The 22,430-nt window shown below is 40.4% G+C and carries 23 protein-coding genes and 1 other annotated feature; of the genes, 17 read left to right on the forward strand and 6 right to left on the reverse strand.

What is annotated here, in order from left to right; genetic code table 11:
• Positions 1–44 precede the first annotated feature (44 nt).
• A complete protein-coding gene (locus DESMER_RS07120; RefSeq protein ID WP_014902388.1) occupies positions 45–842 on the forward strand; it encodes an ABC transporter permease subunit in 798 nt (265 codons plus the stop codon).
• 290 nt (positions 843–1,132) lie between these two features.
• Here the strand turns inward: DESMER_RS07120 and DESMER_RS07125 are convergent, their stop codons facing one another.
• Positions 1,133–2,203 (reverse strand): branched-chain amino acid aminotransferase, encoded by a 1,071-nt coding sequence (locus DESMER_RS07125; RefSeq protein WP_042333503.1) that lies wholly within the window; start codon positions 2,201–2,203, stop codon positions 1,133–1,135.
• A 352-nt stretch (positions 2,204–2,555) separates the two neighbouring features.
• Positions 2,556–2,810: a binding site (T-box leader), on the forward strand.
• A 129-nt stretch (positions 2,811–2,939) separates the two neighbouring features.
• On the opposite strand from DESMER_RS07125, the gene aroF reads away from it, so the two are divergent.
• The 6 genes from aroF (at position 2,940) to DESMER_RS07155 (ending at position 8,781) form a co-directional block, all read left to right on the forward strand.
• Complete coding sequence (aroF, locus tag DESMER_RS07130; RefSeq protein WP_014902390.1) at positions 2,940–3,956, forward strand: 3-deoxy-7-phosphoheptulonate synthase; 1,017 nt, start codon at positions 2,940–2,942, stop codon at positions 3,954–3,956.
• A gap of 347 nt (positions 3,957–4,303) precedes the next feature.
• Positions 4,304–5,770, forward strand: a complete 1,467-nt coding sequence (gene trpE / locus DESMER_RS07135) for an anthranilate synthase component I (RefSeq protein ID WP_014902391.1) — start codon at positions 4,304–4,306, stop codon at positions 5,768–5,770.
• Entirely contained in the window at positions 5,770–6,348 is a 579-nt protein-coding gene (locus DESMER_RS07140; protein ID WP_014902392.1) for an anthranilate synthase component II, read from the forward strand. The genes trpE and DESMER_RS07140 overlap by 1 nt, the downstream gene beginning before the upstream one ends.
• Positions 6,348–7,364, forward strand: a complete 1,017-nt coding sequence (gene trpD, locus DESMER_RS07145; protein ID WP_014902393.1) for an anthranilate phosphoribosyltransferase — start codon at positions 6,348–6,350, stop codon at positions 7,362–7,364. Before DESMER_RS07140 ends, trpD begins: the two co-directional genes overlap by 1 nt.
• On the forward strand, positions 7,361–8,137 hold the full coding sequence (trpC, locus tag DESMER_RS07150) for an indole-3-glycerol phosphate synthase TrpC (protein WP_014902394.1): 777 nt from the start codon (positions 7,361–7,363) through the stop codon (positions 8,135–8,137). The genes trpD and trpC overlap by 4 nt, the downstream gene beginning before the upstream one ends.
• Positions 8,138–8,166: 29 nt before the next feature.
• The gene (locus tag DESMER_RS07155; RefSeq protein ID WP_042333505.1) at positions 8,167–8,781 is read left to right on the forward strand and encodes a phosphoribosylanthranilate isomerase; all 615 of its coding nucleotides are present in this window, start codon (positions 8,167–8,169) and stop codon (positions 8,779–8,781) included.
• Positions 8,782–8,930: 149 nt separating this feature from the next.
• Here DESMER_RS07155 and DESMER_RS07160 read toward each other — a convergent pair whose 3' ends face one another.
• The 3 genes from DESMER_RS07160 to DESMER_RS07165 all read right to left on the reverse strand — a co-directional run bounded on the left by DESMER_RS07160 (position 8,931) and on the right by DESMER_RS07165 (position 10,705).
• Positions 8,931–9,476, reverse strand: a complete 546-nt coding sequence (locus DESMER_RS07160; protein WP_014902396.1) for an NADH peroxidase — start codon at positions 9,474–9,476, stop codon at positions 8,931–8,933.
• A 392-nt stretch (positions 9,477–9,868) separates the two neighbouring features.
• Positions 9,869–10,072: a hypothetical protein gene (locus DESMER_RS22945; protein WP_083856465.1), complete on the reverse strand. Its 204-nt coding sequence runs from the start codon at positions 10,070–10,072 to the stop codon at positions 9,869–9,871.
• A gap of 9 nt (positions 10,073–10,081) precedes the next feature.
• Positions 10,082–10,705 (reverse strand): DUF3793 family protein, encoded by a 624-nt coding sequence (locus DESMER_RS07165; RefSeq protein WP_014902397.1) that lies wholly within the window; start codon positions 10,703–10,705, stop codon positions 10,082–10,084.
• 230 nt (positions 10,706–10,935) lie between these two features.
• Between DESMER_RS07165 and DESMER_RS07170 the strand changes: the two genes are divergently transcribed.
• From DESMER_RS07170 to DESMER_RS07215, 10 genes are all read left to right on the forward strand, one after another.
• The gene (locus DESMER_RS07170; protein ID WP_014902398.1) at positions 10,936–11,709 is read left to right on the forward strand and encodes an ABC transporter ATP-binding protein; all 774 of its coding nucleotides are present in this window, start codon (positions 10,936–10,938) and stop codon (positions 11,707–11,709) included.
• A gap of 4 nt (positions 11,710–11,713) precedes the next feature.
• The gene (locus DESMER_RS07175; RefSeq protein ID WP_014902399.1) at positions 11,714–13,597 is read left to right on the forward strand and encodes a putative ABC transporter permease subunit; all 1,884 of its coding nucleotides are present in this window, start codon (positions 11,714–11,716) and stop codon (positions 13,595–13,597) included.
• A gap of 368 nt (positions 13,598–13,965) precedes the next feature.
• The gene (locus tag DESMER_RS07180; RefSeq protein WP_242831062.1) at positions 13,966–14,139 is read left to right on the forward strand and encodes a hypothetical protein; all 174 of its coding nucleotides are present in this window, start codon (positions 13,966–13,968) and stop codon (positions 14,137–14,139) included.
• 22 nt (positions 14,140–14,161) lie between these two features.
• Positions 14,162–14,359: a YjfB family protein gene (locus DESMER_RS07185; RefSeq protein ID WP_042333506.1), complete on the forward strand. Its 198-nt coding sequence runs from the start codon at positions 14,162–14,164 to the stop codon at positions 14,357–14,359.
• 223 nt (positions 14,360–14,582) lie between these two features.
• The gene (locus DESMER_RS07190) at positions 14,583–14,819 is read left to right on the forward strand and encodes a hypothetical protein (protein WP_014902402.1); all 237 of its coding nucleotides are present in this window, start codon (positions 14,583–14,585) and stop codon (positions 14,817–14,819) included.
• A gap of 158 nt (positions 14,820–14,977) precedes the next feature.
• A complete protein-coding gene (locus DESMER_RS07195) occupies positions 14,978–15,403 on the forward strand; it encodes a hypothetical protein (RefSeq protein WP_014902403.1) in 426 nt (141 codons plus the stop codon).
• 165 nt (positions 15,404–15,568) lie between these two features.
• A complete protein-coding gene (locus DESMER_RS07200; RefSeq protein ID WP_014902404.1) occupies positions 15,569–16,171 on the forward strand; it encodes an acetate uptake transporter in 603 nt (200 codons plus the stop codon).
• A 218-nt stretch (positions 16,172–16,389) separates the two neighbouring features.
• Positions 16,390–17,778, forward strand: coding sequence for a methyl-accepting chemotaxis protein (locus DESMER_RS07205; protein ID WP_014902405.1), 1,389 nt, complete (start codon positions 16,390–16,392; stop codon positions 17,776–17,778).
• Positions 17,779–17,965: 187 nt separating this feature from the next.
• Entirely contained in the window at positions 17,966–19,675 is a 1,710-nt protein-coding gene (locus DESMER_RS07210; protein ID WP_014902406.1) for a PAS domain-containing protein, read from the forward strand.
• A gap of 8 nt (positions 19,676–19,683) precedes the next feature.
• Positions 19,684–20,400: a M48 family metallopeptidase gene (locus DESMER_RS07215; RefSeq protein ID WP_014902407.1), complete on the forward strand. Its 717-nt coding sequence runs from the start codon at positions 19,684–19,686 to the stop codon at positions 20,398–20,400.
• 175 nt (positions 20,401–20,575) lie between these two features.
• On the opposite strand, the gene DESMER_RS07220 is transcribed toward DESMER_RS07215, so the two are convergent.
• Positions 20,576–21,403 carry a CAP domain-containing protein gene (locus DESMER_RS07220; RefSeq protein ID WP_014902408.1) on the reverse strand — a complete coding sequence of 276 codons (828 nt, stop codon included), beginning with the start codon at positions 21,401–21,403 and terminating at the stop codon, positions 20,576–20,578.
• 206 nt (positions 21,404–21,609) lie between these two features.
• Complete coding sequence (locus DESMER_RS07225; protein WP_014902409.1) at positions 21,610–22,182, reverse strand: xanthine phosphoribosyltransferase; 573 nt, start codon at positions 22,180–22,182, stop codon at positions 21,610–21,612.
• Between the last annotated feature and the right edge of the window lie 248 nt (positions 22,183–22,430).

Here is a 22,430-nt window from a genome sequence, read left to right on the forward strand (position 1 = left end):
CAAGGAAAGGATATCTGTTGATGTAAACGGGAGGAGGCTTAACTATGAACGTTTTTGTTCGTGAAATGAGAGCTAACCGAAAAGCTCTGATTATTTGGTGCATTGGTGTCGCACTGTTAATCTCAAGTAGTATGGGCAAATATGCAGGACTTTCGGCCTCAGGTCAATCAATCAATGACCTGTTAAACCAGATGCCCCACTCCCTAAAAGTGGTTATGGGTATGGGCAGCTTTGATTTAACAACGGCTGTAGGATACTATGGAGTTCTTTTTATCTACTTAGCAGTAATGGCTACTATTCATGCAGCTATGTTAGGAGCAAACATAATCTCTAAGGAAGAACGAGACAAAACCGCAGAGTTTTTGTTCGTAAAACCAGTTTCCAGAAACACAATTATCACGTCCAAACTACTGGCCGCTCTCGTTAACATAGTAGTCTTTAATCTTGTGACCTATGCCAGCTCAATCCTCATGGTGCAGCAATTCAGCCAAGGGGCAGGGGGCAGCGGGGAGATAACCAGACTTATGATTGGAATGTTTGTCTTACAATTGCTTTTTCTGGTTGTCGGTTCTGCGATTGCCGCTAAGAGTAAGCATCCTAAGACTGCTCCTGCCCTTGCCACAGGAATACTATTATTTAGTTTTATATTATCGATTGCCATTGATCTTAATAACAAGCTCGAGTTCTTGAGGTTTTTTACACCCTTTAAATATTATGACGCCAAAAATCTTATGTATGACAGAGGTTTTGAGACAGTTTATGTCCTTATATCAGTAGGGGTTATTGCTGTGTCGTTGATGGCGACTTATGCTTTCTATAAAAATAGGGATCTGAAAGTCTAATAGACTAGTGAATATTCGAGAGCCTAAACTAGTTGTTTTCGTAGAGAATCTAGCAGCCAGCTAGCTTTGAACAGATTTTTTCCTGACATTTCTTAATGAGAATACTGTAATTGTTTATAAACTCTTGAAAAGGTTTAAGCCGGAAACGTCATTATTAAACGTTCCGGCTTAAACTTTTTCAAGAATCGAATCCTATTCAGTTTAATCATCCGTATATCACTCAAGCTACACACTTTCCAAAGTGTTTGTAATAATATTTCTATCCTTAATAAAGAGCACACAGCCAAAAATTAGACCGTGACTTTATCCATCCAGCTGAATTCATCAGGGACGCTGCCATACTGAACACCTGTGACGAAATCAAAGAGTTTTTTGGCGAATTCACCTGTTTGATTATTATTAATGTTAATCTTTTGGCCCTTCCAGGAAAGCTCGCCCACAGGGGAAATGACTGCAGCAGTGCCTGTACCAAAGACCTCTTGAAGTTCTCCTTTGGCATGAGCCTCATACACTTCTTCTATTGAAATTTGGCGCTCAGTTGTTTTTAATCCCCAGTTTTGGGCTAATTCCAGCACAGTTTGACGGGTTATGCCACCTAAGATACTCCCACTTAACTCAGGAGTAATAATCTCGTCGTTGATCTTAAAGAAGATATTCATGGTGCCAACCTCTTCAACATACTTTCGATGTACTGCATCCAACCATAATACCTGATCAAACCCTTGCTCATGGGCTTCGGCTTGAGCGTTAAGACTCATGGCATAATTGGCCGGAGTTTTGGCTTGACCCAAGCCGCCTTTAGTAGCCCGGACATACTTATCCTCTACTTTGATGCTGACAGGATTAAAACCATTAGAGTAATAGGCACCTACAGGAGAGAGAATTATAAACAATTTATAAGTACTGGAAACCTTAACCCCTATGTAGCCGTCAGTAGAAACGATAAAGGGTCTTATATAAAGAGAAGTACCAAGTTTACTGGGTACCCATGCTTTGTCCAATTCTAAGAGCTGGAATAAACCTGCTTTTACTTCTTCAACATTAATCTGAGGAATACAGAGATGACTAGCTGATCTATTGAAGCGATTCAGATAATGATTAGCTCTAAATACAGCTATCTGATCGTTTGACGTTCGGAAGGCCTTCATCCCTTCGAAGATTGCTTGCCCATAATGAAAAACTATGGTTGCAGGAAGGAATGAAAACTCACCGTAAGGAACTATCCGTGGGGAATGCCATCCTTTACCCTCCTCGTAGTCCATTATGAACATATGATCCGTAAAAATCTTTCCAAAACCCAATTGATCATCGGTGGGTAATACTCCGGCCTGTTCTACTTTGCTTACAGAAATCTCAGTCATAACTATGCCTCCAAAACTCATTTATGTACCTACTAAATCATAATCCTTGAAAGTTAGTTCTTCAATACCAGAGGAGCAGGAATTTTGCTGAAACACAATGTATATTGTGTACATGTTGATTGTTTAGTGTATCAAATTCTTGAATTATCTTTGCAACAATCCTGCTAGAGTCTAGCTTGGAAAATTTTACTTGCTAAAAATAGTTTATCAGATTTTGGCGAAGGAAGCGAATAGTATTATTTATTGGCGATTAGTTCCCTGATAAGTTATACCATGACGTTATCACTGATCAACAACAAGTATGTAATCTTTGCTTGACAGATTCTCTATAACAGGATAGAATTTCTTAAACATAAAACCTTTGAACAAGAGAAGTACGAGAAGTTGGGTGTATTCAGAGAGTTGCAGGCGGTGAGATTGCAGCAGCATAGATTTTTCCGAATGGGCTTGTGAGGGCAACTTGAAACTGCTGGGCAGGAGTAGACGTTGACGGGAACCCCGTCCGTTATCAGTGGGGTGCATATGATGGTATGCAAAATGAGTGGGCGATTCTTTGGGTCGTCAACTAGGGTGGTATCGCAGAAGTTTAAAAGCTTTTGTCCCTTTATGGGGACAGAAGCTTTTTTGTTTTTTTTCGAGCCAACACTCATACAGCTAACCGTCACCTATTAGGAATGAGAAACGAATTTTAGGAGTTGAAAGGAGTTTTCACATTGTTAGGAAGAGGTGAGAGTGGATGGTCTTTGTACTAAAGCAGAATGTTTCGCCAGAGCAGATAAACCTGTTCGTTGAAAAGATTGAAGCAGAGGGATATTCCACCTTTATAAGCACAGGAACGGAGCATACTGTCGTATGTCTGATTGGCAACACTGCCAAAATCGATTTGGATTTTATTGTTCAAACTAACGAAATTGTGGAATACGGAAAGCGGGTGACTGAGCCCTATAAGGCTGTGAATCGTACCGTCCATCCGGAGGATACTCTGGTTAAAGTAGGCAATATAACCTTGGGAGAGGGATTTTTTCAAGTTATATCCGGTCCCTGTTCAGTTGAGAGTGAGGAACAGATCGTCCAAATTGCCAAAGCTGTTAAGGAAAGTGGGGCGACATTATTAAGGGGAGGTGCCTTTAAACCTCGAACCTCCCCTTATGCCTTCCAGGGACTACAAGAGACAGGTATTAAGTTTCTGCTGACTGCTAAGCAGGAAACTGGGTTGCCTATTGTTACAGAGATCATGAATCAGACACAATTGCCTTTGTTTGAAGATGTAGACGTCATTCAGATTGGTGCCCGTAATATGCAAAATTTCGATCTGCTCAAGGAAGTCGGACGGTCAAAAAAGCCGGTTTTGTTGAAAAGAGGCTTATGTAATACCATTGAGGAATTCTTAATGAGTGCAGAATATATTATGTCTGAAGGAAACTCACAGATCATATTATGTGAAAGAGGAATACGCACCTACGAAACCATGACAAGAAATACTTTGGATATTTCTGCAGTACCACTTTTAAAACAGAAATCACATCTGCCTGTAATTATTGACCCCAGCCATGCAGCGGGAATCCGAAGTTTGGTAGCCCCCTTATCTAAGGCTGCCCTTGCCGTTGGTGCCGACGGTGTTATGATCGAGACCCATTATAACCCTTCCAAAGCCTTAAGTGATGGTGCTCAGACCCTTGATTTAGAACAGTTTGCCTCTCTGATGAAGGATCTTAAGAAGAGAGCTGCCTTTGAAGGAAAGGCAGGCATCTAAACGTAAAAACTTAAATAGAGCTACAAACCATTGAGGCGGAGATAACGTTATTACGTGCCCTTACAGAGAGCAGGAGAAGCTGAGAACCTGCAGAACGCAGTATAGCAAATGGACCGCTGAGGGCGCAATGAAACGGACTTTTCCGGAGTACCCTGCGACGCAGCACAAGCGTTAAGATGTGAGGAATATGATAGTATTCTTTGAAGATTGCCGACGAAATGTCGGCAAAGCAAGGTGGTACCGTGAGTCAGTAATTTGCTCGCCCTTGACAACAATTGTCAAGGGTGAGTTTTTTTATTCGGTCAAACTCATCTAAGCAAAGATTAGCAAAGAAAGGAGTCAATCATATGTTAAGACCAAGCTTAGAGCAAGCAAAAATCATCGCTCCAGGGTATACAATAATCCCCGTATCCCGAGAAATATATGCCGATATTAAAACTCCCATCGCCTTATTAAAAGCTATCAATTCGATCAGTCACCGTTATTATCTCTTGGAAAGTGTTGAGGGGGGTGAGGTTTGGGGCAGATACTCTTTTTTAGGGTTTGACCCAGTGACTCAGGTAACTTGCAAGGATAATAATATCGAAATTGACAATGGAACGATTATTAAGCTCAGGGGATCAGACCCAACCACAGTCGTCAGGGAAATCTTGGCCCAGTATAAATCCCCCAGCTTTGACTTTTTACCACCCTTTACTGGCGGATTTGTGGGCTATTTTGCTTATGATTATATCAAATACTTCGAAAAGACCCTGCAACCTAAAAACAGGGATGAAGATCACTTTAATGACCTGGAATTAATGCTTTTTGATAAGGTCATTGCCTATGATCACTTGAAACAAAAGATCAATATCATCATTAATATTCGAACAGATGCTTTAGAAGAAGGTTATCGCAAAGCCAGCTTTGAAATCGATAACATTATTAAATTAATTAAGCAAAACGTTACTGAAGTCCTTAATAAGCCTGTCTTAAAGTCGGAGATTCAACCGGATATCACGCGAAGTGAATATCAAGAGATGGTCAGAAAAGCGCAAGAGTATATCATTGATGGGGATATCTTCCAAGTAGTATTGTCCAGGCGTTTTAAAGCTGAAATGACTGGCAGCCTGATGGATACCTACAGAGTATTGAGAACGACGAATCCTTCTCCCTATATGTTTTTTATTAAAACCAAAGATATTGAGATAGCCGGGACATCGCCGGAAACTCTGGTCAAGCTTCAAAATGGAAAATTGGCTACTTTTCCCTTAGCCGGAACCAGGCCCAGAGGAGCTACTGAGGAAGAAGATAAACAGATTGAGCAGGAATTGATGGAGGATGAAAAAGAACTTAGTGAGCACAACATGTTAGTCGATTTGGGGAGAAACGATTTAGGCCGGATCAGCAAATTTGGCAGTGTCAAAGTGAACAGCTATCTTAAAATTTTACGCTTCTCCCATGTTATGCATATTGCTTCTGAAGTGAACAGCGAGATAAGAGAGGACAAAGACGCCATGGATGCGATTATGTCGGTTCTGCCAGCCGGGACTCTTTCCGGAGCTCCGAAAATCCGGGCCTGTGAGATCATCGACGAACTAGAGAATACTCGCCGGGGAATCTATGGTGGCGCTATAGGCTATATCGACTTTTCCGGAAACATGGACACTTGTATCGCTATCAGAATGGCTGTAAAAAAAGAGGATAAAGTATACGTGCAGGCTGGAGCAGGTATCGTTGCAGACAGTGTACCGGAAAACGAAAGTCTCGAGTGTGAAAATAAAGCCCTGGCAGTGATAAACGCCCTGAAGCTCTCTCAGGAGGTGATGGATTAATGATTTTATTAATCGACAACTATGACAGCTTTTCCTATAATCTCTTTCAACTAATCGGAGAAATAGATGAGGATATAAAAGTAGTGCGCAATGATGAGCTTAGTGTTCAGGAAATAAAGGCCTTAAAACCCACCCACATCGTTATTTCACCCGGTCCGGGTTTTCCTGCTGAAGCAGGGATCTGTGAGGAAGTTGTTAGTCAGCTAAAAGAAAGCACCCCAATCCTGGGAGTATGTTTGGGTCACCAAGCGATCTGCGAGGCCTTTGGAGCCAGAATAATTCACGCCCGGAAGGTTATGCACGGCAAAAAGAGCACAATCCACATCGCCAATGGCAATGAGATTTTCAGAGGCCTGCCTCCGATCATCGAAGCAGCCAGATATCACTCCCTAATTGCCGAAAAATCGGGTATTCCGGATGAGCTTTTAGTGATCGCAGAGGATAAGAATGGTGAAATTATGGGGGTTAAACATCGGGATTATGAAGTTTATGGCGTCCAGTTTCATCCGGAATCTATCCTGACACCCAAAGGGAAAGTAATTATAGCCAACTTTCTTGGCCTAGGGGGCAGAGAATAATGATTACAAACGCTATCTATAAAATAGTTAACGGACAAGATTTGGATCTGGAAACCACGAAAGCTGTTATGGAGCAAATCATGAACGGCGAGGCTACCAATGCCCAAATAGGATCATTTCTGACAGCTATGAGAATGAAAGGGGAAAGTATCGAGGAAATTACAGCCAGTGCCATGGTCATGCGCGAAAAGTGCACAAAGCTCAAAACAGAAATGGATGTCCTGGATATTGTGGGAACCGGGGGAGACGAAGCTAATACTTTTAATATCTCTACAATAAGTGCTCTGATCGTATCTGCTGCCGGAGTGCCTGTTGCTAAACACGGAGGACGATCTGTCTCCAGCAAATGCGGAAGTGCGGATTTATTGGAAGCTTTAGGTGTCAAGATTGACATCAGCGCAGAAAAGAGCGAAGAAATACTGCGCAAGATTGGCTTATGCTTCATGTTTGCTCCCACATACCATGCCTCCATGAAATACGCAGCACCGGTTCGGCGGGAATTAGCCATTAGAACTCTCTTCAATATCTTAGGCCCCTTAGCAAACCCTGCCGGAGCCAATACTCAACTGCTGGGGGTTTATGACGAAAATTTAGTGGAGCCTTTAGCCAGAGTGCTTTTAAATCTGGGGGTAAAGAGAGCTATGGTAGTGCATGGACATGACGGTCTGGATGAGGTTACCTTATGCAGCACAACCACTGTTTGTGAAGTCTTTGCAGGGAGGTTAAACAGCTTCTTTCTTGACCCGGAACAATTAGGATTTACAAAGTGTTCACCCGCAGAGCTTGTGGGAGGAAATCCTGAAGAAAACGCTCAAATTGCCCGGGATATCTTAAATGGACAAAAGGGCCCTAAGCGGGACATTGTCTTACTAAACACTGCCCTCTGTCTGTATATGTTTCATAGTCATAGGACTCTCCGCGATTGTGTCAGGCTGGCCGCAGAAATTATCGACAGTGGAAAAGCAAAAGCACAGTTGGAAAAATTTATTACTCTGTCTAATGAGGTAGTGCTATGATACTGGATGAAATTGCCCTCTATACCATTGAAAGAGTCAAAACATTAAGAGCAAGTAAGTCATTTGAGGAGATAAGGGAAGCAGCCCTGGCTATTAAGTCTGAAAAGCCTTTTGCCTTTGAAAAAGGACTAGTCAATCCAGACATTGCTTTCATTTGCGAGGTGAAAAAAGCCTCCCCGTCTAAGGGGATAATTAGTGGGTCCTTTGATTATGTAGGTATAGCTGAGGAATATGAAAAAGCCGGCGCGAACGCAATTTCTGTACTGACAGAACCAAAATTCTTCTTGGGCAGTGATAAATATTTAACAGAAATTAAAGATCGAGTGAAAATACCTCTACTCCGCAAAGATTTTGTGATTGATAGTTACCAAATTTATGAGGCGAAAATCATTGGTGCGGCGGCAGTTCTGTTAATCTGCAGCTTACTTGATACGAACAAACTACGGGAATATATCCGGATTTCTGATAGTTTAGGTCTCTCAGCCCTGGTAGAAACCCATACTGAAGCGGAGATTAAGTCAGCTCTGCAAGCCGGTGCCAGAATTATCGGTATTAATAATCGGAACTTAAAGACATTTGAAGTTGATTTGCAAACAACCATCTCCCTCCGGCATCTGGTACCGAAAGAAGTGATACTTGTCTCGGAAAGTGGGATTCAAACAATAGAGGATATAAAAATGCTGGGCCAAAGTAAGGTCAATGCCGTATTGATTGGCGAAGCATTTATGAGAAGTGATAATAAGGCTGAAGTTATGAGGGAGCTAAAGGGTTAGGCGTTAAGAGTTAAGGGGTGATTTGCCTGGTGACCAAAATAAAAATATGCGGACTAACCAGAGAGTGTGACATAGAGGCGGTTAATGAGGTGAGACCAGACTACGTGGGCTTTGTGTTTGCTGAGAGTAAACGTAAGATTACACCGCAAAAGGCTTATAGTTTGAAGAATCTTCTCGATAAAGAAATCCAAACCGTAGGGGTTTTTGTGGATGAGAGCATTCACTATATCCTAGATATCTGTTCCAAGGGTATCATTGATCTGATCCAACTTCATGGCAAGGAAAATAAGACCTATATCGAACAACTTAGGGCGAAAAGCTTAAAACCGGTTATCAAAGCAGTCCGAGTGCGTTCCCAATCTGATCTTAAGGCAGTGGAGACAATGGACTGCAAATACCTCTTGTTTGATACCTATTCCGATAAAAGCCCAGGGGGAACGGGAGAAACATTTGATTGGACAATTATCGAGGGAGTCAAAGCCCCATTTTTTCTGGCCGGTGGCTTAAACTGCACTAATGTTTTGCAGGCCATAAAGACTGTCGATCCCTTTGGAGTGGACATTAGCAGTGGGGTTGAAAGCGCTGGATTTAAGGATAAAGCCAAAATACGAGAAATCGTCTCATTGATTAGGAAAAGAGATTAGGAAAAGAGCCTAAGCATACCAGACAAACAGGAATGACTACAACTCATGGATAAGTGGTTGTTTAGGAGATAATCAGACTTACCAGGTCAAAGCATAAGTAAGCACGCCGAATATTTATTTCGGCGTGCTTTTGTAAAACAACTATACTATTATTTGAAATAACGGTCGAGCAATCCTTTAAACGCTTTGCCATGTCGTGCTTCATCTTTACACATTTCATGAACAGTATCATGAATTGCATCTAAATTGAGCTTTTTAGCTAAAGTAGCAAGATCTTTCTTTCCTTGAGTTGCTCCATATTCTGCATCAACTCGTACCTGAAGATTTTTCTTGGTGTCAGCATCCACAACTTCACCTAGTAGTTCAGCAAATTTGGCGGCATGCTCGGCTTCTTCCCAGGCAATTCGTTTGTAAGCTTCAGCAACTTCGGGAAAACCTTCTCTATCCGCTTGACGGCTCATAGCTAGGTACATACCAACTTCTGTACATTCGCCAACGAAATTAGCTCTTAAACCTTCGATGACTTCCGGGTCTACTCCTTGAGCTATTCCTACTTTATGCTCATCAGCCCATTGCAGGACTCCTTCGACTTTTTCTGAAAACTTATCTTTTTGAGCCTTACATTGTGGGCAATTGTCAGGAGCCTCATTTCCCTCATGGATGTAACCGCAGATACCGCATACAAATTTTTTCATTATTAAATTCCTCTCCTTTTTAAATGTTTTTATCTTTATTGTGTGTTAATCGCTTGCGCTCTTTACATTTATTATTATATTATAATTATTATAAAAGTCAAGGGTTTTTCTAAAAAGTTTTAAATCTTTTTTGGTCGGGCTTGCCAATGCACTTCAAGAGATGATTTTCTTGATCAGAAAGGATAGATTTGGGAGCTTTAATTCTTAGTGGGTTATCGATGAGCGAATGCTATAATAATATTTGACGCCATGAAATATTACCAGTTCCATAGGCAGATTATAAAGTGCCAAAAGCATGATAAGAAAATCTCCATATTAATATTAAAAACCTTTGCTTATCTAACTAAAGATAATAACAAAGGTTTTTGTCTACAAGAATTGTTTTTACAGAGTTATACGCTTCTAATCTCGCTGATTGTAGTGTCTGCACCGCAACTAGGGCATATGTAGTGATACCCTGGGATACTCATTTCGATTGATTCAATGTCATTGTCACTAAAATCGTTGATTTTATTTTGCCCCAATTCTTTTAAGGTGACTGAGTCCCACTCTATTCCGCTGTGGACAGTATGGCAGTAGGGACATTTGTAATTCATCCTTAACACTCACTTTCTTATGGCATTCTTTTGTCCGTCATGATCAATATGCTCGGCTAGTGCTCTCATCATACGACGAGCTTTTCGGTAGCTTTCATAGACTTCATTTGAAGGTCTTTCCTCCCCATAAATCCGCCACCCTTGTGTCCTTGTATAAGGAAGGGGTTGAAGTCCCATGAACCCTAAAACGTCTTTTAACGGATAGCCTAAGAAAACCCCGATTTCATGAGGGAATTTACCTGATACGATCCTATCCTTCAAGACTTGCAAATAGTTGTCTAATGAATATTGGGTTGGATAGCTTAAAGATCGCAGGAATTGTTGAATAGCTCTTTGACTCAATACGGAATCCAAGAGATCCTTTTGATAAAACATTACTTGAAGCTGTCCATTAAGTTTCCGAATTTCTCTAATCTCCAGTGCCTTAGGACGAGTAAATAGAATCTTGAATTTACTCCAGTCCACTTCATCATTATAGGACACGTTCATAAGTACTGAAGGTTTTATTCCCATGACAAGAGGGGCAAGATTTTCTATGAGAAAAAGGCGCTTTTTCTGAGTAGCGTTTTCGTTAGCCCAGGCAATGAGGTCAGTCAGATGTGTGATATCCCGATGTTCTAACTGCTCCAGCATGTCGATCTCCTTTGAATAGTATTTCCTGATCCATACATTAAAGTCCTAGACTATAGCGTTTGCCGACATGCCTTATTTATTCGTCTACTTTGAAAATCGATCTATTTCTTGAATTTGGATCTAATAGAGGATTAAGGCAAGTAATCTCGAAATAATAATAAGGAATTTGTGATTATTGAACTAAAATATATACCATACTAACACTAGAATAACTCAAAGGGGCGCTATCAATGGAAGAAGTCTTAATTAAAACGAATCAATTAACCAAACGGTATGGCCCTGTGTCTGTCGTTAAAGGCCTTAATCTGGAAGTTAAAAGCGGTGAGATATTCGGATTTCTGGGGCCGAATGGTGCCGGTAAAACAACAACCATTAAAATGCTAACGGGCCTCCTGGATCCCAGTGAAGGAGAAGCTTATATTGGCAATTATGAAATCAGCAAGCAGCCTACCCAAGCCAAAGCGCTGATGGCTTATGTGCCAGATCAGCCTAAGTTATATGGTAAGCTTTCGGCACGAGAGTTCTTGTACCTTATTTCTGCACTTTATCGTGTACCTAAAAATGTAATGAAGGAAAGAGCTGACCAACTGCTGGAGTTGTTTGGGCTCAAAGGCCGGGCTGATGAATTGTTAGAAGGATACTCTCATGGTATGCGCCAGAAAGTAGTGTTAGCTTCAGCGCTTATCCATCAGCCTAAAGTGATTCTTCTTGATGAGCCTACTGTAGGTCTTGACCCGGCAAGTGCCCGCCTGTTGAAGGATGTATTGCAGGAGATGGCCAGGCAGGGGGCGGCAGTTTTTGTCTCTACTCATATTTTGGAAATTGCCGAGAGAATGTGTCATCGTGTCGCGATTCTGAAGGAAGGTCAACTCATTGCTCAAGGAAGCCCCGAAGAACTTCGCCGGAAGGTGGGGCATGGAGGAGAAAGCTTGGAAGATATCTTCCTGGAGCTGACAGGTGGTCATGAAAACGCTGAACTTATTAAAAGCCTAGAGGAGGGTTAAACCAATGAAAATAATTTTACCCCCACCTTTGGCAGATCCCCCAGCGGGTCAATCCTTTAGACAAGATTTCGTCTTGCTGCTTAAAAACCAAATGCGTGTTAGTTGGAATAAGATGAGGCATCGGCCAATTGGTGCCTTACTGGGTATGGCTGTTCTGGTATTAGGACTAATCGCTTTGCTTAGCTCCTTAGGCTATTTTGCTTATGGTGCTTTGAAAACAATGCCTCCTCAGACGGTTAAAGGGTTTCTTTCACTGTTATTTATGGGTGGATTAGCAAGTCAGGTTTTTTTCGGAATTACTGCTGCTTTTGCAGCCCTTTATATGTCCGAGGATTTAGAGCTTTTGTTTATGGCGCCGGTCTCAATTAAAGCTGTTTTTGCCGTCAAATCATTAGCTGTTGTTGGAAGTAATTTTCTGACGGCATTGTTATTTGCCTTCTTACCCGGGGTTTTTTATGGATTGCTCTTTCAAGCGGGAGCATCATTTTACATTCTCGTCGCCTTGGTGGGTCTTGGAATTTGGGCATTGGGTACGGCAATTGCTGAGCTGATTAATCTGTTGATCATGAGAATTGTCCCCCCCCATCGAAGCAAAGAAGCTGTAGGTTTTATCGGGGCTTTGGCAGGAATTTTGATAGCAATAGTTTTTCAAATTCCCAATATGTTAATTAACAGCGAGGAAGAATTGAATCTGGGTGCCTGGATAGCCGGGCAGGAGCAAATGCTGGGGATTATGGACTACTTTCCATGGGGGTGGGGTTCACTTGCCTTAGTTTCAGGGATATCCGGGGACTTTATTGCTGGATTGGGTTGGAGTTTACTAATAATGGTTGTCGGAGTACTTCTTTTTCTCCTTGCCTTTAATCTGGTCGAACGGGGTTTTCGCCGGGGATTTATTTCCCTTAGCCAAGGCGAAGGTGGCAGACGGCGCCGAAAAGGGATTTCTGCAGAGCAAGGAAAAGTCCATCCTCAACGAGAGCTTGTTTCATACTCTCTATTCGAAAAAGAAGTCAGCCATACTGCTCCGCCCTGGTTTGGAATGTGGGCGGTGGCTAAGAAAGATTTGCTTTCCATGAAGCGTGATACGCGTGAATGGTTCGGTTATTTAGTGCCCTTAATCATCATGCTGTTTTTTGTTGGGCAATTTCTTTTTTCTCAGGTAAAATCCAGCCAAGCTTCTTTGATAACTGTATTAATCATGTACACAGTTATGTTCAGTGGGAATTTGGCATTGCAGTCTTTTGGCAGAGAAGGAGAATCAGACTGGCTGTTGAATAGTGTTCCCCTTGCCGGTTGGCCTGTGGTCTGGGGGAAATTATTGGCAGCTATTCTGCCGACATTATTGTTAATGGAAACTTTGTTAGTTGGCACTGCCTTAGCTATAGGGGTTTCGACAAGTTTGATCTTTGCCCTGGCATTTGGAGCTGTGCTACTGTCTTTGGGATCAAGCGCCATTGGTCTCTTTTATTCCATCAACAATTGTCGCTATAATCCAGACACTCCACAACAGCGTATTTCTCCGGGTGCCTCCTTGTTTATGTATCTCATTAACCTGTTTTTTATCCTCTTGTTAGCCTTAGGTCTGATCTATGTGTTTCTACCTGAAGAGCTAATAGTCATGCTTAGGGATCTTCCGCCGGTAACCTTTAAAGGAGGTTTTTTATCAGGGTTAAGCTATGTTCTTTATCTTTTGAGCAGGCCGCTTCTCTGGACCACATCATTACGAATAATTTTGGGGATAGTCGTCACCAGTGGGGTGTGGTCGTTAATGTTTTTTGGGTTTATGGCTGCTACAGTTCGGCAAAGCAGGAAAGGTTTTCGAGTTGAATTGGTCACGGGTAGTAAGAAGAAAAAGCTTTGGAAAAAGCGTAAAACACAAATAAGCTAAACGAAAATTTGGAATGAACCCACAGGGAAATGTCCTGTTTAGGTTGGTAGGAATTAAATCAGGGTTCCGCCTGTTTGCTTCTAATAGTTGGCCCCCTAGAAGGATTAAAGCCATTATTTTTAGTGGCTTTACAGTCTCAAATGGCTAAACTTTAATCTTGTTACTATGTGAAAGCCAGATAAAATAAGCTATAATTAGAGAAACACTTTCTCAAAACAAACCAGAGGCACCTGCCAAAAACAAGGGATCTATGTGCTGGTTATTCGTTATACCAAAGATGGTGTTTTTCTAAAAACGAGGTGCTTGTACTGAGCAATGATGATTACTTAACTTTAAAACTGGAATGGGCGAAACTGCGAATCGAGAAATTGGATGAAATTGAAGCAAAACTCCGCAAAATGAAAGAACTTGCTGAGTTTGCCAGAGATTATAAACTTAGTAAGAAGCAAATTGATTTGGTTAACGCGAAGATCCATAAATTTCAGCAGGAAATTCTAGATTTAGATGAACAAAGCCGAACTTTTTGGCTTGATGCTCATTAATTATTATAAGGAGGGAACAAGTTTGGACATAGCTGCCATGTCAATTATCCTTAATCAAAATAAAGTTCAAGAACAATCCAGTCTAGCGGTTATGAAAATGGCCATGGATGTTGCTGCTAATCAGAGTGAATCAATCATTGCGATGGATGGTGGCATGACTAAGGCCATGGAGACATCTATTCAGCCTTTCTTAGGAGCAAACTTAGATATTAAAGCTTAAGAAGGAAAAATTGTATATATTGCATACAAGAGGACATGTAAGCTGATTTGGTAAGTTGACCCTATGTTTAAGAATAATTTAAAAAGAGGCTAAAGAAGGATACCTTCATATCATAAATGTGATGTGAGGGTATTCTTTTCCATTAGAGTGATTAGTGCTTACATAACATCAGTGATTTTGGATAATAATAGCATTGAGAATTAGAACTTAGGAGGTAATATTAATGGATATTAACAATCAACAAGAGGCCCAAAAATTTGAACAACAAGCTCAACAGGCTCAAGATGGTATGCAAAAAGCTGAAAGCTTTGATTCAAAAGATATGAACCAAGGTTCACAGCAGGTACAATCTCAACAGTTCCAAAATGCCCAACAGCTTAATCAAAATATGACACAGGAAGAAATGAATCGGAGACAGCAAGCTTTCCAACAAAGCCAAAATCAACAGAATTTAAGTTAATTACACAAAGGCAAGGGTTAAAACAGCTTGCTATGAATAATGGACAGGTAAAGCTTTGGGGAAAGAAGCCCAAAGCTTTACCTGTCCATTTCTATGTAAAACTAGAATATTTATTAATATCCAGGCTATAATATCTCACATCAAGGAGGGATGATATTTTGAAAGATAGAGTTTACCAAGGATTTATCGGAGGGGTGCTTGGGGCAATTGTCATGAATCTTATTGATTGGACATTGTATCTGATTGGATTCCATAAAGAACGATTGTTTGATTGGGCTTCTATAGTTGTATTCGGTAGACTACAGTCTGGGATAGGGGAATTAATTTTTGCTCAGATAGCGCAAGTTTTTTTCTCGGGATTTATTGGCATTCTCTTTTTTTACCTAATAGTCAATAAGCATAAACTCTTGTTTAAGGGCTGGGTTTTTAGCGTTTTGGTTTGGTTTTTCTTATACGGTTTAGCAATTGGATTCGAAATACCACATCTAAAAGACCGGACTTTGCCGGCAGGTATATCGCATTTTATCTCTGCTTCTGCTTTTGGGTTAACGCTTAGTTATTACCGAATTAGAGCAATGGTTTAAGATTAGCTAAAAATATGAAAGAAAAGAAAAATGATAAAAATATCGAATTGTAGATGAATCTGTAATGTTGTGATAAACTGTGCGAGGTAAAAATAGAAGCCAATGAAAGATGGCAAAAAAATTTTCAGGGTTAATTGAAGGAGAGGGTATCTTATTAAAGAAGTAATGGAAATCAGAGAAAGTTCAATAGCTGACCCAGGGCCCCTGGGGTTAGCAGCCTTTGCACTCACAACCTTTATTCTTAGTATGTCGAATGCTCACTTTGTTCCTAGTGAGATGGGGGCTTTGTTTGTTCCCCTAGGTCTGTTTTATGGAGGAATGTGTCAAGTCTTAGCTGGGATGTGGGAATTCAAAAAGAACAATACTTTTGGTGCTACAGCATTTACAACCTATGGTGCATTTTGGATAGGATTAAGTACTACGGTACTTCTTGAGACACTAGATGTTCTAAATTTCGGTTCTTTTGGGCATGAAGCAATCGGGCTGTATTTGATAGCCTTTACAGTCTTCAATACCTACATGTTAATCGGAACTTTTAGAATTAGTAATGCTTTAGTCGCAGTTTTTGCCTGTCTCGAAGTGACCTTTATTCTGTTAGATTTAGCAGAATTCGGAATTATATCCAGCGTTCCCGGAGGGGTATTTGGTTTAATTACCGCTGCCTGCGCCTGGTATGCCTCGGCAGCAGGCGTTCTCAATCCTTTATACGGACGAGCACTTTTACCTACTGGACCGAGGGGTCAGCTGCCCGGAAAAAATAAGCTGTAGGATATTTAGGTTCATTTATTTGCCTATATAGAACCCCAGGCACGCCTTGGGGTTCTTTTCTTATCCCTTCGGGACAAGAAAACGTTAACAATTGTCGAATAATGTATCTCTCTGAGATAATAGATAGTATTTTCTTTATTAATTATAATATAGTAGAATTCATGTCGTAATTTTTCTACTAGAATAATATAAAAAAATTGGGTAGTGAGGTGCCAGAGTTGTTTTTATTTCGCAAAATGCCGAATGAATCACGTAAGGGACAACATAAAGATTACGAAAAAGATTGCGAGAAATTTTATCAGAGTTTAAGGGAATATGATTTTAACAGTAAGCTGAATGTTGACATCCATTCGTCTAGCCCAATACACCCTATTGTGGAAATCATAAATCGAGTCATGGCTGAACGCCAAGGGGCTATTAAGCTATCCTTGGAAGAGCTCGATAAAACGGTTCAAGACCTTACCAGTATGACATCTATTCGTGAGATGCTAATGCAATTAAATGAACAGACTATTCAACTTGCAAATCTTTCCGAACAAGCTGAACAATTAGGTGCGGCAGCCAATGAGGTTGCAGAATCGTCAACGAACTCTTCGGAATTTGTTGAACAAGCTACAAGGGCGGCTGCCTCTAGTGGAGAAAAAATTGAACAGGCCATTCAATTTGTAGAACTGTCTTTTGATGAGTTTGGAATAGTAAGTCAGAAAGTTCAAGAAGTGTTAAGTTCAATGGAGGAGATAGAGCAAATTGTAGGGGTAATCTCTGGAGTTGCTGATCAAACCAACCTTTTGGCTCTTAATGCTGCTATTGAGGCAGCCCGTGCCGCTGAACATGGACGAGGATTTGCAGTTGTTGCAGATGAAGTGCGTAAATTGGCAGAGTATACAAAAGGCTCCGTCTCAGATATTAGTCGCAAAATTTCTGCATTAAGCAGTAATTCTATAGAAACTACCAATAAAATTCAAGCCCTTTCTCAGACTATGCAGAATGGAAAGGCAGTTATGCAGGAGTCTGCAGAATCAATGCAAAGTATCATTCAAAGCTTCAATGCGGTAACTCAAGATATACATAGTATTGCTGCCGGCAGTGAAGAGCAAAGTGCATCAATTGAGGAGTCCTCCAGAAGTATAACAGGAACTTCTAAGGCATCAGAAGAGATCAATCAGATTGCCAAGAAGACGGGTCAAGGAATTTATAATATCAGCAAATCATTGCAAAAAATAAGGCTTCGGGAGATTACAAGAATTCCTGAACTGGACACACATCAGGCTTTGGAACTGTGCAAAACCGATCATCTCCTTTGGACTTGGCGAATCTATAATATGATATTGGGGTTTGAGAATATCAAGGCAAGTGAGGTTGGCGATCATCATGAATGTCGGCTAGGTAAATGGGTAGATAGTCTTGATACCCAGAAACTTAGCAGCTTGACCTCGCTTAAACGTCTGGAGTCTCCCCACGAAAAAGTTCATAGTTTTGCCCGCCAAGCTGCTCTAGAGTATGAAAAAGGGAATATGGAAAAGGTCGAACAGATTCTAGTTGAAATGACTCAAGCATCCGAAGAGGTTGTGGCTTTGTTAAATCAACTTCAGAACGAGTGCAAATAGGTGACTGTTATAGATGAGAAATGAGAATGGATTAACCTCCATTCTCATTTTTTGCTTTAGGCAGGAAGATTATGACTATTTAAATTTTCAATATTGTTTTAAATAACTTGCTAACAGCTAAAAGGTATTAGGTATTAAATGTCGAATCATAGTGCTAAATGTAGATGCCGTCAAGAGGGGTAAAAATATGACTAGGGCAATTGAGCATAATACTATAAATCAATCTCACATAACGGATAAAACTCAGACTCAGAAAGAACTGAAAGATCACAATGAGCGTTTAGAGTTGGTACTTGAGGCAACGGGAGCAGGTGTTTGGGATTACGACTTGGTCAATAATAGTAATTATATAGACAAACGATGCAAGGCAATTTTGGGCTATGAAGAGAATGAGATAACTGACGAACTAGAAGAATGGAGAAGTCGTTGGCACGTCGAAGACAGCGAAAAAATAGCTGAAGCAATACGCTTATGTGAAGAAGGCAAGACTGATCAATTTGATCTGGAATATCGCCTGCAGCACAAAAATGGCTCATATCTTTGGGTAAGGTCAATTGGGAGATTTATTTATAATGAGCAATTTGAACCGATTCGGGCGGTAGGTACAATTTCTGATATAACTAAATATAAAGAAGCCGAAGACCGGATTATTGAAAGTAAGAACAAGTTAAAAGACTTTGCCCGAGCAATTCCTGATGTGAGCGCAATTGTTGATGAGGATGGGCGATATATTGAGGTCTTTGGTAATAAGAAGCATACTCTTATGCCTAACCTAGAAATGGTGGGTTGTACATTCCACGAACTATTTCCCGCTGAGCTAGCGGATTTAATGCTTGAAGATATCCGACTGGTTATTGCAACTGGGGAGAATCGAAGCATGATTCGCGAAATGGATATTGGGTCAGTGAAGCGCTATTTTGAGGGGCGTACAGCTCCGATGCAATATCAAGTAAATGGGAAGAAGACCGCAGTTGTTGTTGTATCTGACATAACCGAGCGCTATGAAGTTGAGCGCATGTTGAAATTTACCTATGAACTGCAGCGTAAAAGTGACTTTATTAATGATATTCTTAGTGGAAACATAAGCTTAACTGAAAAAACCCTTGGAATGGCTGAAAAATTGAAGATTAATTTCCGGGGTTCTTTATGTTGTTTCTTGATCAATGTCCTTGGACATAGCGATAAAGATCAAAAGGATCAGCGAATAAATGACCATTCTAAGCAGATGGTGAATCGACTTATTTATCTGATTAGTAATAATACTAACTATTTGGTCTGGAATAATTGCGACAAGATTGGAGTGTTGTGGGAAGGTAATTTGATTAACGCTAGCAATACTCCTAAAGATTTGACTCAAAGTAGTATTTTGACAGCATCCGAACTCAAAGCATTTTTAAGCAATGCTGAGCCTGGTCTGACTATTTCAATTGGGATAAGTGATTTCCATTCAGGTATTGACTGTATAAAAAATAGTTATAAAGAGGCCTGGAACACGCTTATTTCAGCCCAATGTCAAATGCACAAGGATGGCGGAATCTTTCATTATAAGGATGTTGGTTTATTCCAGATATTGTCGTTAATCTATGAACAAGATTATTCGTCAGATTTTGTTCGAAAAATGATAGGTTGTATAATAGATTATGACAAAGAAAAAGGGTCCGATTTATTGATTACCTTAGAAGAGATTCTGCAAAGCAACAACTTGAAAGATGCTGCTAACAGATTATATATACACTATAAAACATTGGTTTTCCGCAAACGACGTATTGAAGAGATTCTTGGAGTATCACTGGAGAGTGTTGATACCAGGTTAGCGCTTGCGGCTGCTATCAAATTGTATAGATTGATTAACACATCAATCAGCCTACTTAAAAGAACTCCTGAAAGAGGAGGGTAGAATCGGTAATGACTACACTGACAATTAACAATTACTCTATTCCCTATGAAGAGCGCAGGAGTTCACGTTATCGAAGAATAACTCTTAGTATTTTTGATGACAGAGTTCGTATTTCAGCTCCTGCCAATGTATCTCTTAAGCAACTAAATGACTTGTTAGCTTCTAAGCAAGAATGGATTCTAAAACATTGGCTGGCTAAACAAGCCGCCCTGAAACCGCCGGCTAAGTATATCGATGGGGAGTACTTCTTGTATCGCGGGAATAGAATCGAATTAAAACTTAAGAGGCATACTGGGAAAATGATGAGAGTTTGTCTAGAGGAACAGCTTCTTGTCGTCAATTTACCTCAAGATTTACCCCAACAGGATGCTGAATTGAATATTAAGACGGCTTTGATATCGTGGTATAAAGCTCAAGCCCGCAAGGTTCTAAAGGAGAGACTAGATTGGCATGCCAAACAAATGCAGGTATCCTATAAGGATTTTCGGCTCAAGGATCAAAAAACCAGTTGGGGAAGCTGTTCAAGTAAAGGTAATATTAATTTGAATTGGCGAATTATTATGGCCCCAGATACAGCGATTGATTACATTATAATTCATGAATTGGCCCACTTGACTTATCTTAATCATTCCAAACAGTTCTGGCAAAGGGTTGAGGATTATATGCGGGACTACACAGTGTGGAAATTGTGGTTTAAGACTAATGGACAAAAATTAAGACTTTAATGCAATTAATCGGTCTGATCAAAAGCAAGTAAAGACAGGCTTATTTGTCTGGAATATTCCAGAATCTAAATTATAAATGTGAGGTCTGGATCCTATGAAAAAGCATAGAAAAGACTTAAAGAACTGAGGCGTAGACATTGTTGTCTACGCCTTAGTTGATGGTCTCCATACATTCTTATCGTCCAACAAACATTTGTACAAAAACTTTTCCATAGACAGGGCTGGGTACTATGCCTATACCTATATAGTTAAAGCTGGCATTCAAGATATTCTTACGGTGTCCTTCAGATTGCATTAGAGCATTATGAGCGGCTTCTACAGATGAATTCCCGGCAATATTTTCGGCAGCACTCTTATAGGTAATCCTAAATTTATTTAACATATCAAAGGGAGAACCGTAAGTAGGAGAAGTGTGGGAAAAATAATTGTTATCCACCATGTCCTCTGCTTTTAGCTTAGCAACTTTCATCAGCTCAATATCTGCGCTTAAAGGTTTGACCCCTACTTTTGAGCGCTCTTGGTTAATTAAATCAAGCATCTTTTGTTCTTCTGTTCCGATAGTCGGCTTTTCAGGGGTTGGCTCTGGAGCCGGAGCCGGAGCTGGAGCAGGAGCCGGAGTAGGAGCTGGAGCCGGAGTAGGAGCAGGAGTAGGAGCAGGGGGAGGAGTCGGCATTGGTTCTGGGGCGGGAGTAGGCGGATAATAGGCCTTAGCATAATTAGCTGAAATTAATCCTACAGTGTCATTTTCTAAGTGCACAACCCACCAAGAACCAATCTTGCCAATGCAATCTACTATTTGATCTTTATACAGTATTCCGACTTTAATTTTGTCAACGGAGGGTCCTGATCTTACATTGAGTGAGGCTGCAGTTACCTTAACTTGTGCTGGGATATTTGTTCTACTGAATGGTGTTTGAGCAATAAGATTTGTAGTTAAGACTGTAGCAACTAATACTAGACTTATTACAGGTGCTATTAGAAACTTAATGTGCTTAGAATTCATTGTTTTCCTCCTGAATTTACTTACTCTAGAAACATACTATTTAGTCTTAACAAAGACGTAATTTTTATGTTGTTGAGTTAAGTTAATCTACGGCAAGAAAATAATTTTCCTAACGGTTTTCTGAAATTGAGTTTATGAAATAAAAGGAGCAAAGCTATTTCTAACTTTGCTTCCTTAGGCTTAGCCCAGTGTTAACTTGTCCAAGGTTATTTGAAAAAAACTTGACCATCTTTCAACGCGTCAATCATCGCTAACGATTCTATCTGAACCCCTTTTTCTTCAACGACTTTTCGGCCGCCTTGAAAGGTTTTTTCAATGACAATCCCTACTCCACCTATTTCCGCACCGCTTTGATTAACTAAACTAACCAACCCCAAGAGTGCGCTGCCGCTTGCCAGAAAATCATCGATGATTAAGACTTTATCATTAGCAGACAGGAAGGCTTTGGATACTTTAATGGTATATTCCTGATTCTTTGTGTAAGAAAAAACCTTGGCCTCGTAAACATCAGGGTTCATATTGAGGCCGGCATGTTTTTTGGCAAAAACTACGGGTATATTGTCGAAATATTGAGCGGTTATACAGGCAATAGCGATGCCAGAGGTTTCGATTGTGATAATTTTTGTTATTTCTTTATCAGCAAACCTCCGTTTGAATTCCTTACCTATTTCGTTGAATAAGGAAATATCCAATTGATGATTTAAAAAATTATCTACTTGAATTATTCGATCCTCGCTAATTCTTGCAGTATCACGAATCTTGTTTTTTAAGAGTTCCATAGTGGTATAATACTCCCTTCTCAGTGCGGTGAATGAATATATGTCATTTTGTCACAACAAAATAAAGACATACTTATATAATGTATAGAATATCTTGCTAGGCTCAAAAAATCAATTGAATTATGTAGATAATCGTAGAATTTAATCGTTTGAGTCGATTAATATAGCTGGCTCTTACTTAAGTCTAGGAAAAAAGTAGTTGAGTTCTCTTCTTAGGGTATTCAACGAAGGGAATAATAATGAGTACA

Source organism: Desulfosporosinus meridiei DSM 13257 (assembly GCF_000231385.2).
GTDB lineage: Bacteria > Bacillota > Desulfitobacteriia > Desulfitobacteriales > Desulfitobacteriaceae > Desulfosporosinus > Desulfosporosinus meridiei.

Excerpts from the sequence above, each read along its gene's own strand:
- DESMER_RS07120 (WP_014902388.1), top strand. The coding sequence starts at position 45 with ATGAACGTTTTTGTTCGTGAAATGAGAGCTAACCGAAAAGCTCTGATT.
- DESMER_RS07125 (WP_042333503.1), bottom strand. The coding sequence starts at position 2,203 with ATGACTGAGATTTCTGTAAGCAAAGTAGAACAGGCCGGAGTATTACCC.
- aroF (WP_014902390.1), top strand. The coding sequence starts at position 2,940 with ATGGTCTTTGTACTAAAGCAGAATGTTTCGCCAGAGCAGATAAACCTG.
- trpE (WP_014902391.1), top strand. The coding sequence starts at position 4,304 with ATGTTAAGACCAAGCTTAGAGCAAGCAAAAATCATCGCTCCAGGGTAT.
- DESMER_RS07140 (WP_014902392.1), top strand. The coding sequence starts at position 5,770 with ATGATTTTATTAATCGACAACTATGACAGCTTTTCCTATAATCTCTTT.
- trpD (WP_014902393.1), top strand. The coding sequence starts at position 6,348 with ATGATTACAAACGCTATCTATAAAATAGTTAACGGACAAGATTTGGAT.
- trpC (WP_014902394.1), top strand. The coding sequence starts at position 7,361 with ATGATACTGGATGAAATTGCCCTCTATACCATTGAAAGAGTCAAAACA.
- DESMER_RS07160 (WP_014902396.1), bottom strand. The coding sequence starts at position 9,476 with ATGAAAAAATTTGTATGCGGTATCTGCGGTTACATCCATGAGGGAAAT.
- DESMER_RS22945 (WP_083856465.1), bottom strand. The coding sequence starts at position 10,072 with ATGAATTACAAATGTCCCTACTGCCATACTGTCCACAGCGGAATAGAG.
- DESMER_RS07165 (WP_014902397.1), bottom strand. The coding sequence starts at position 10,705 with ATGCTGGAGCAGTTAGAACATCGGGATATCACACATCTGACTGACCTC.
- DESMER_RS07170 (WP_014902398.1), top strand. The coding sequence starts at position 10,936 with ATGGAAGAAGTCTTAATTAAAACGAATCAATTAACCAAACGGTATGGC.
- DESMER_RS07175 (WP_014902399.1), top strand. The coding sequence starts at position 11,714 with ATGAAAATAATTTTACCCCCACCTTTGGCAGATCCCCCAGCGGGTCAA.
- DESMER_RS07190 (WP_014902402.1), top strand. The coding sequence starts at position 14,583 with ATGGATATTAACAATCAACAAGAGGCCCAAAAATTTGAACAACAAGCT.
- DESMER_RS07200 (WP_014902404.1), top strand. The coding sequence starts at position 15,569 with ATGGAAATCAGAGAAAGTTCAATAGCTGACCCAGGGCCCCTGGGGTTA.
- DESMER_RS07210 (WP_014902406.1), top strand. The coding sequence starts at position 17,966 with ATGACTAGGGCAATTGAGCATAATACTATAAATCAATCTCACATAACG.
- DESMER_RS07215 (WP_014902407.1), top strand. The coding sequence starts at position 19,684 with ATGACTACACTGACAATTAACAATTACTCTATTCCCTATGAAGAGCGC.
- DESMER_RS07220 (WP_014902408.1), bottom strand. The coding sequence starts at position 21,403 with ATGAATTCTAAGCACATTAAGTTTCTAATAGCACCTGTAATAAGTCTA.
- DESMER_RS07225 (WP_014902409.1), bottom strand. The coding sequence starts at position 22,182 with ATGGAACTCTTAAAAAACAAGATTCGTGATACTGCAAGAATTAGCGAG.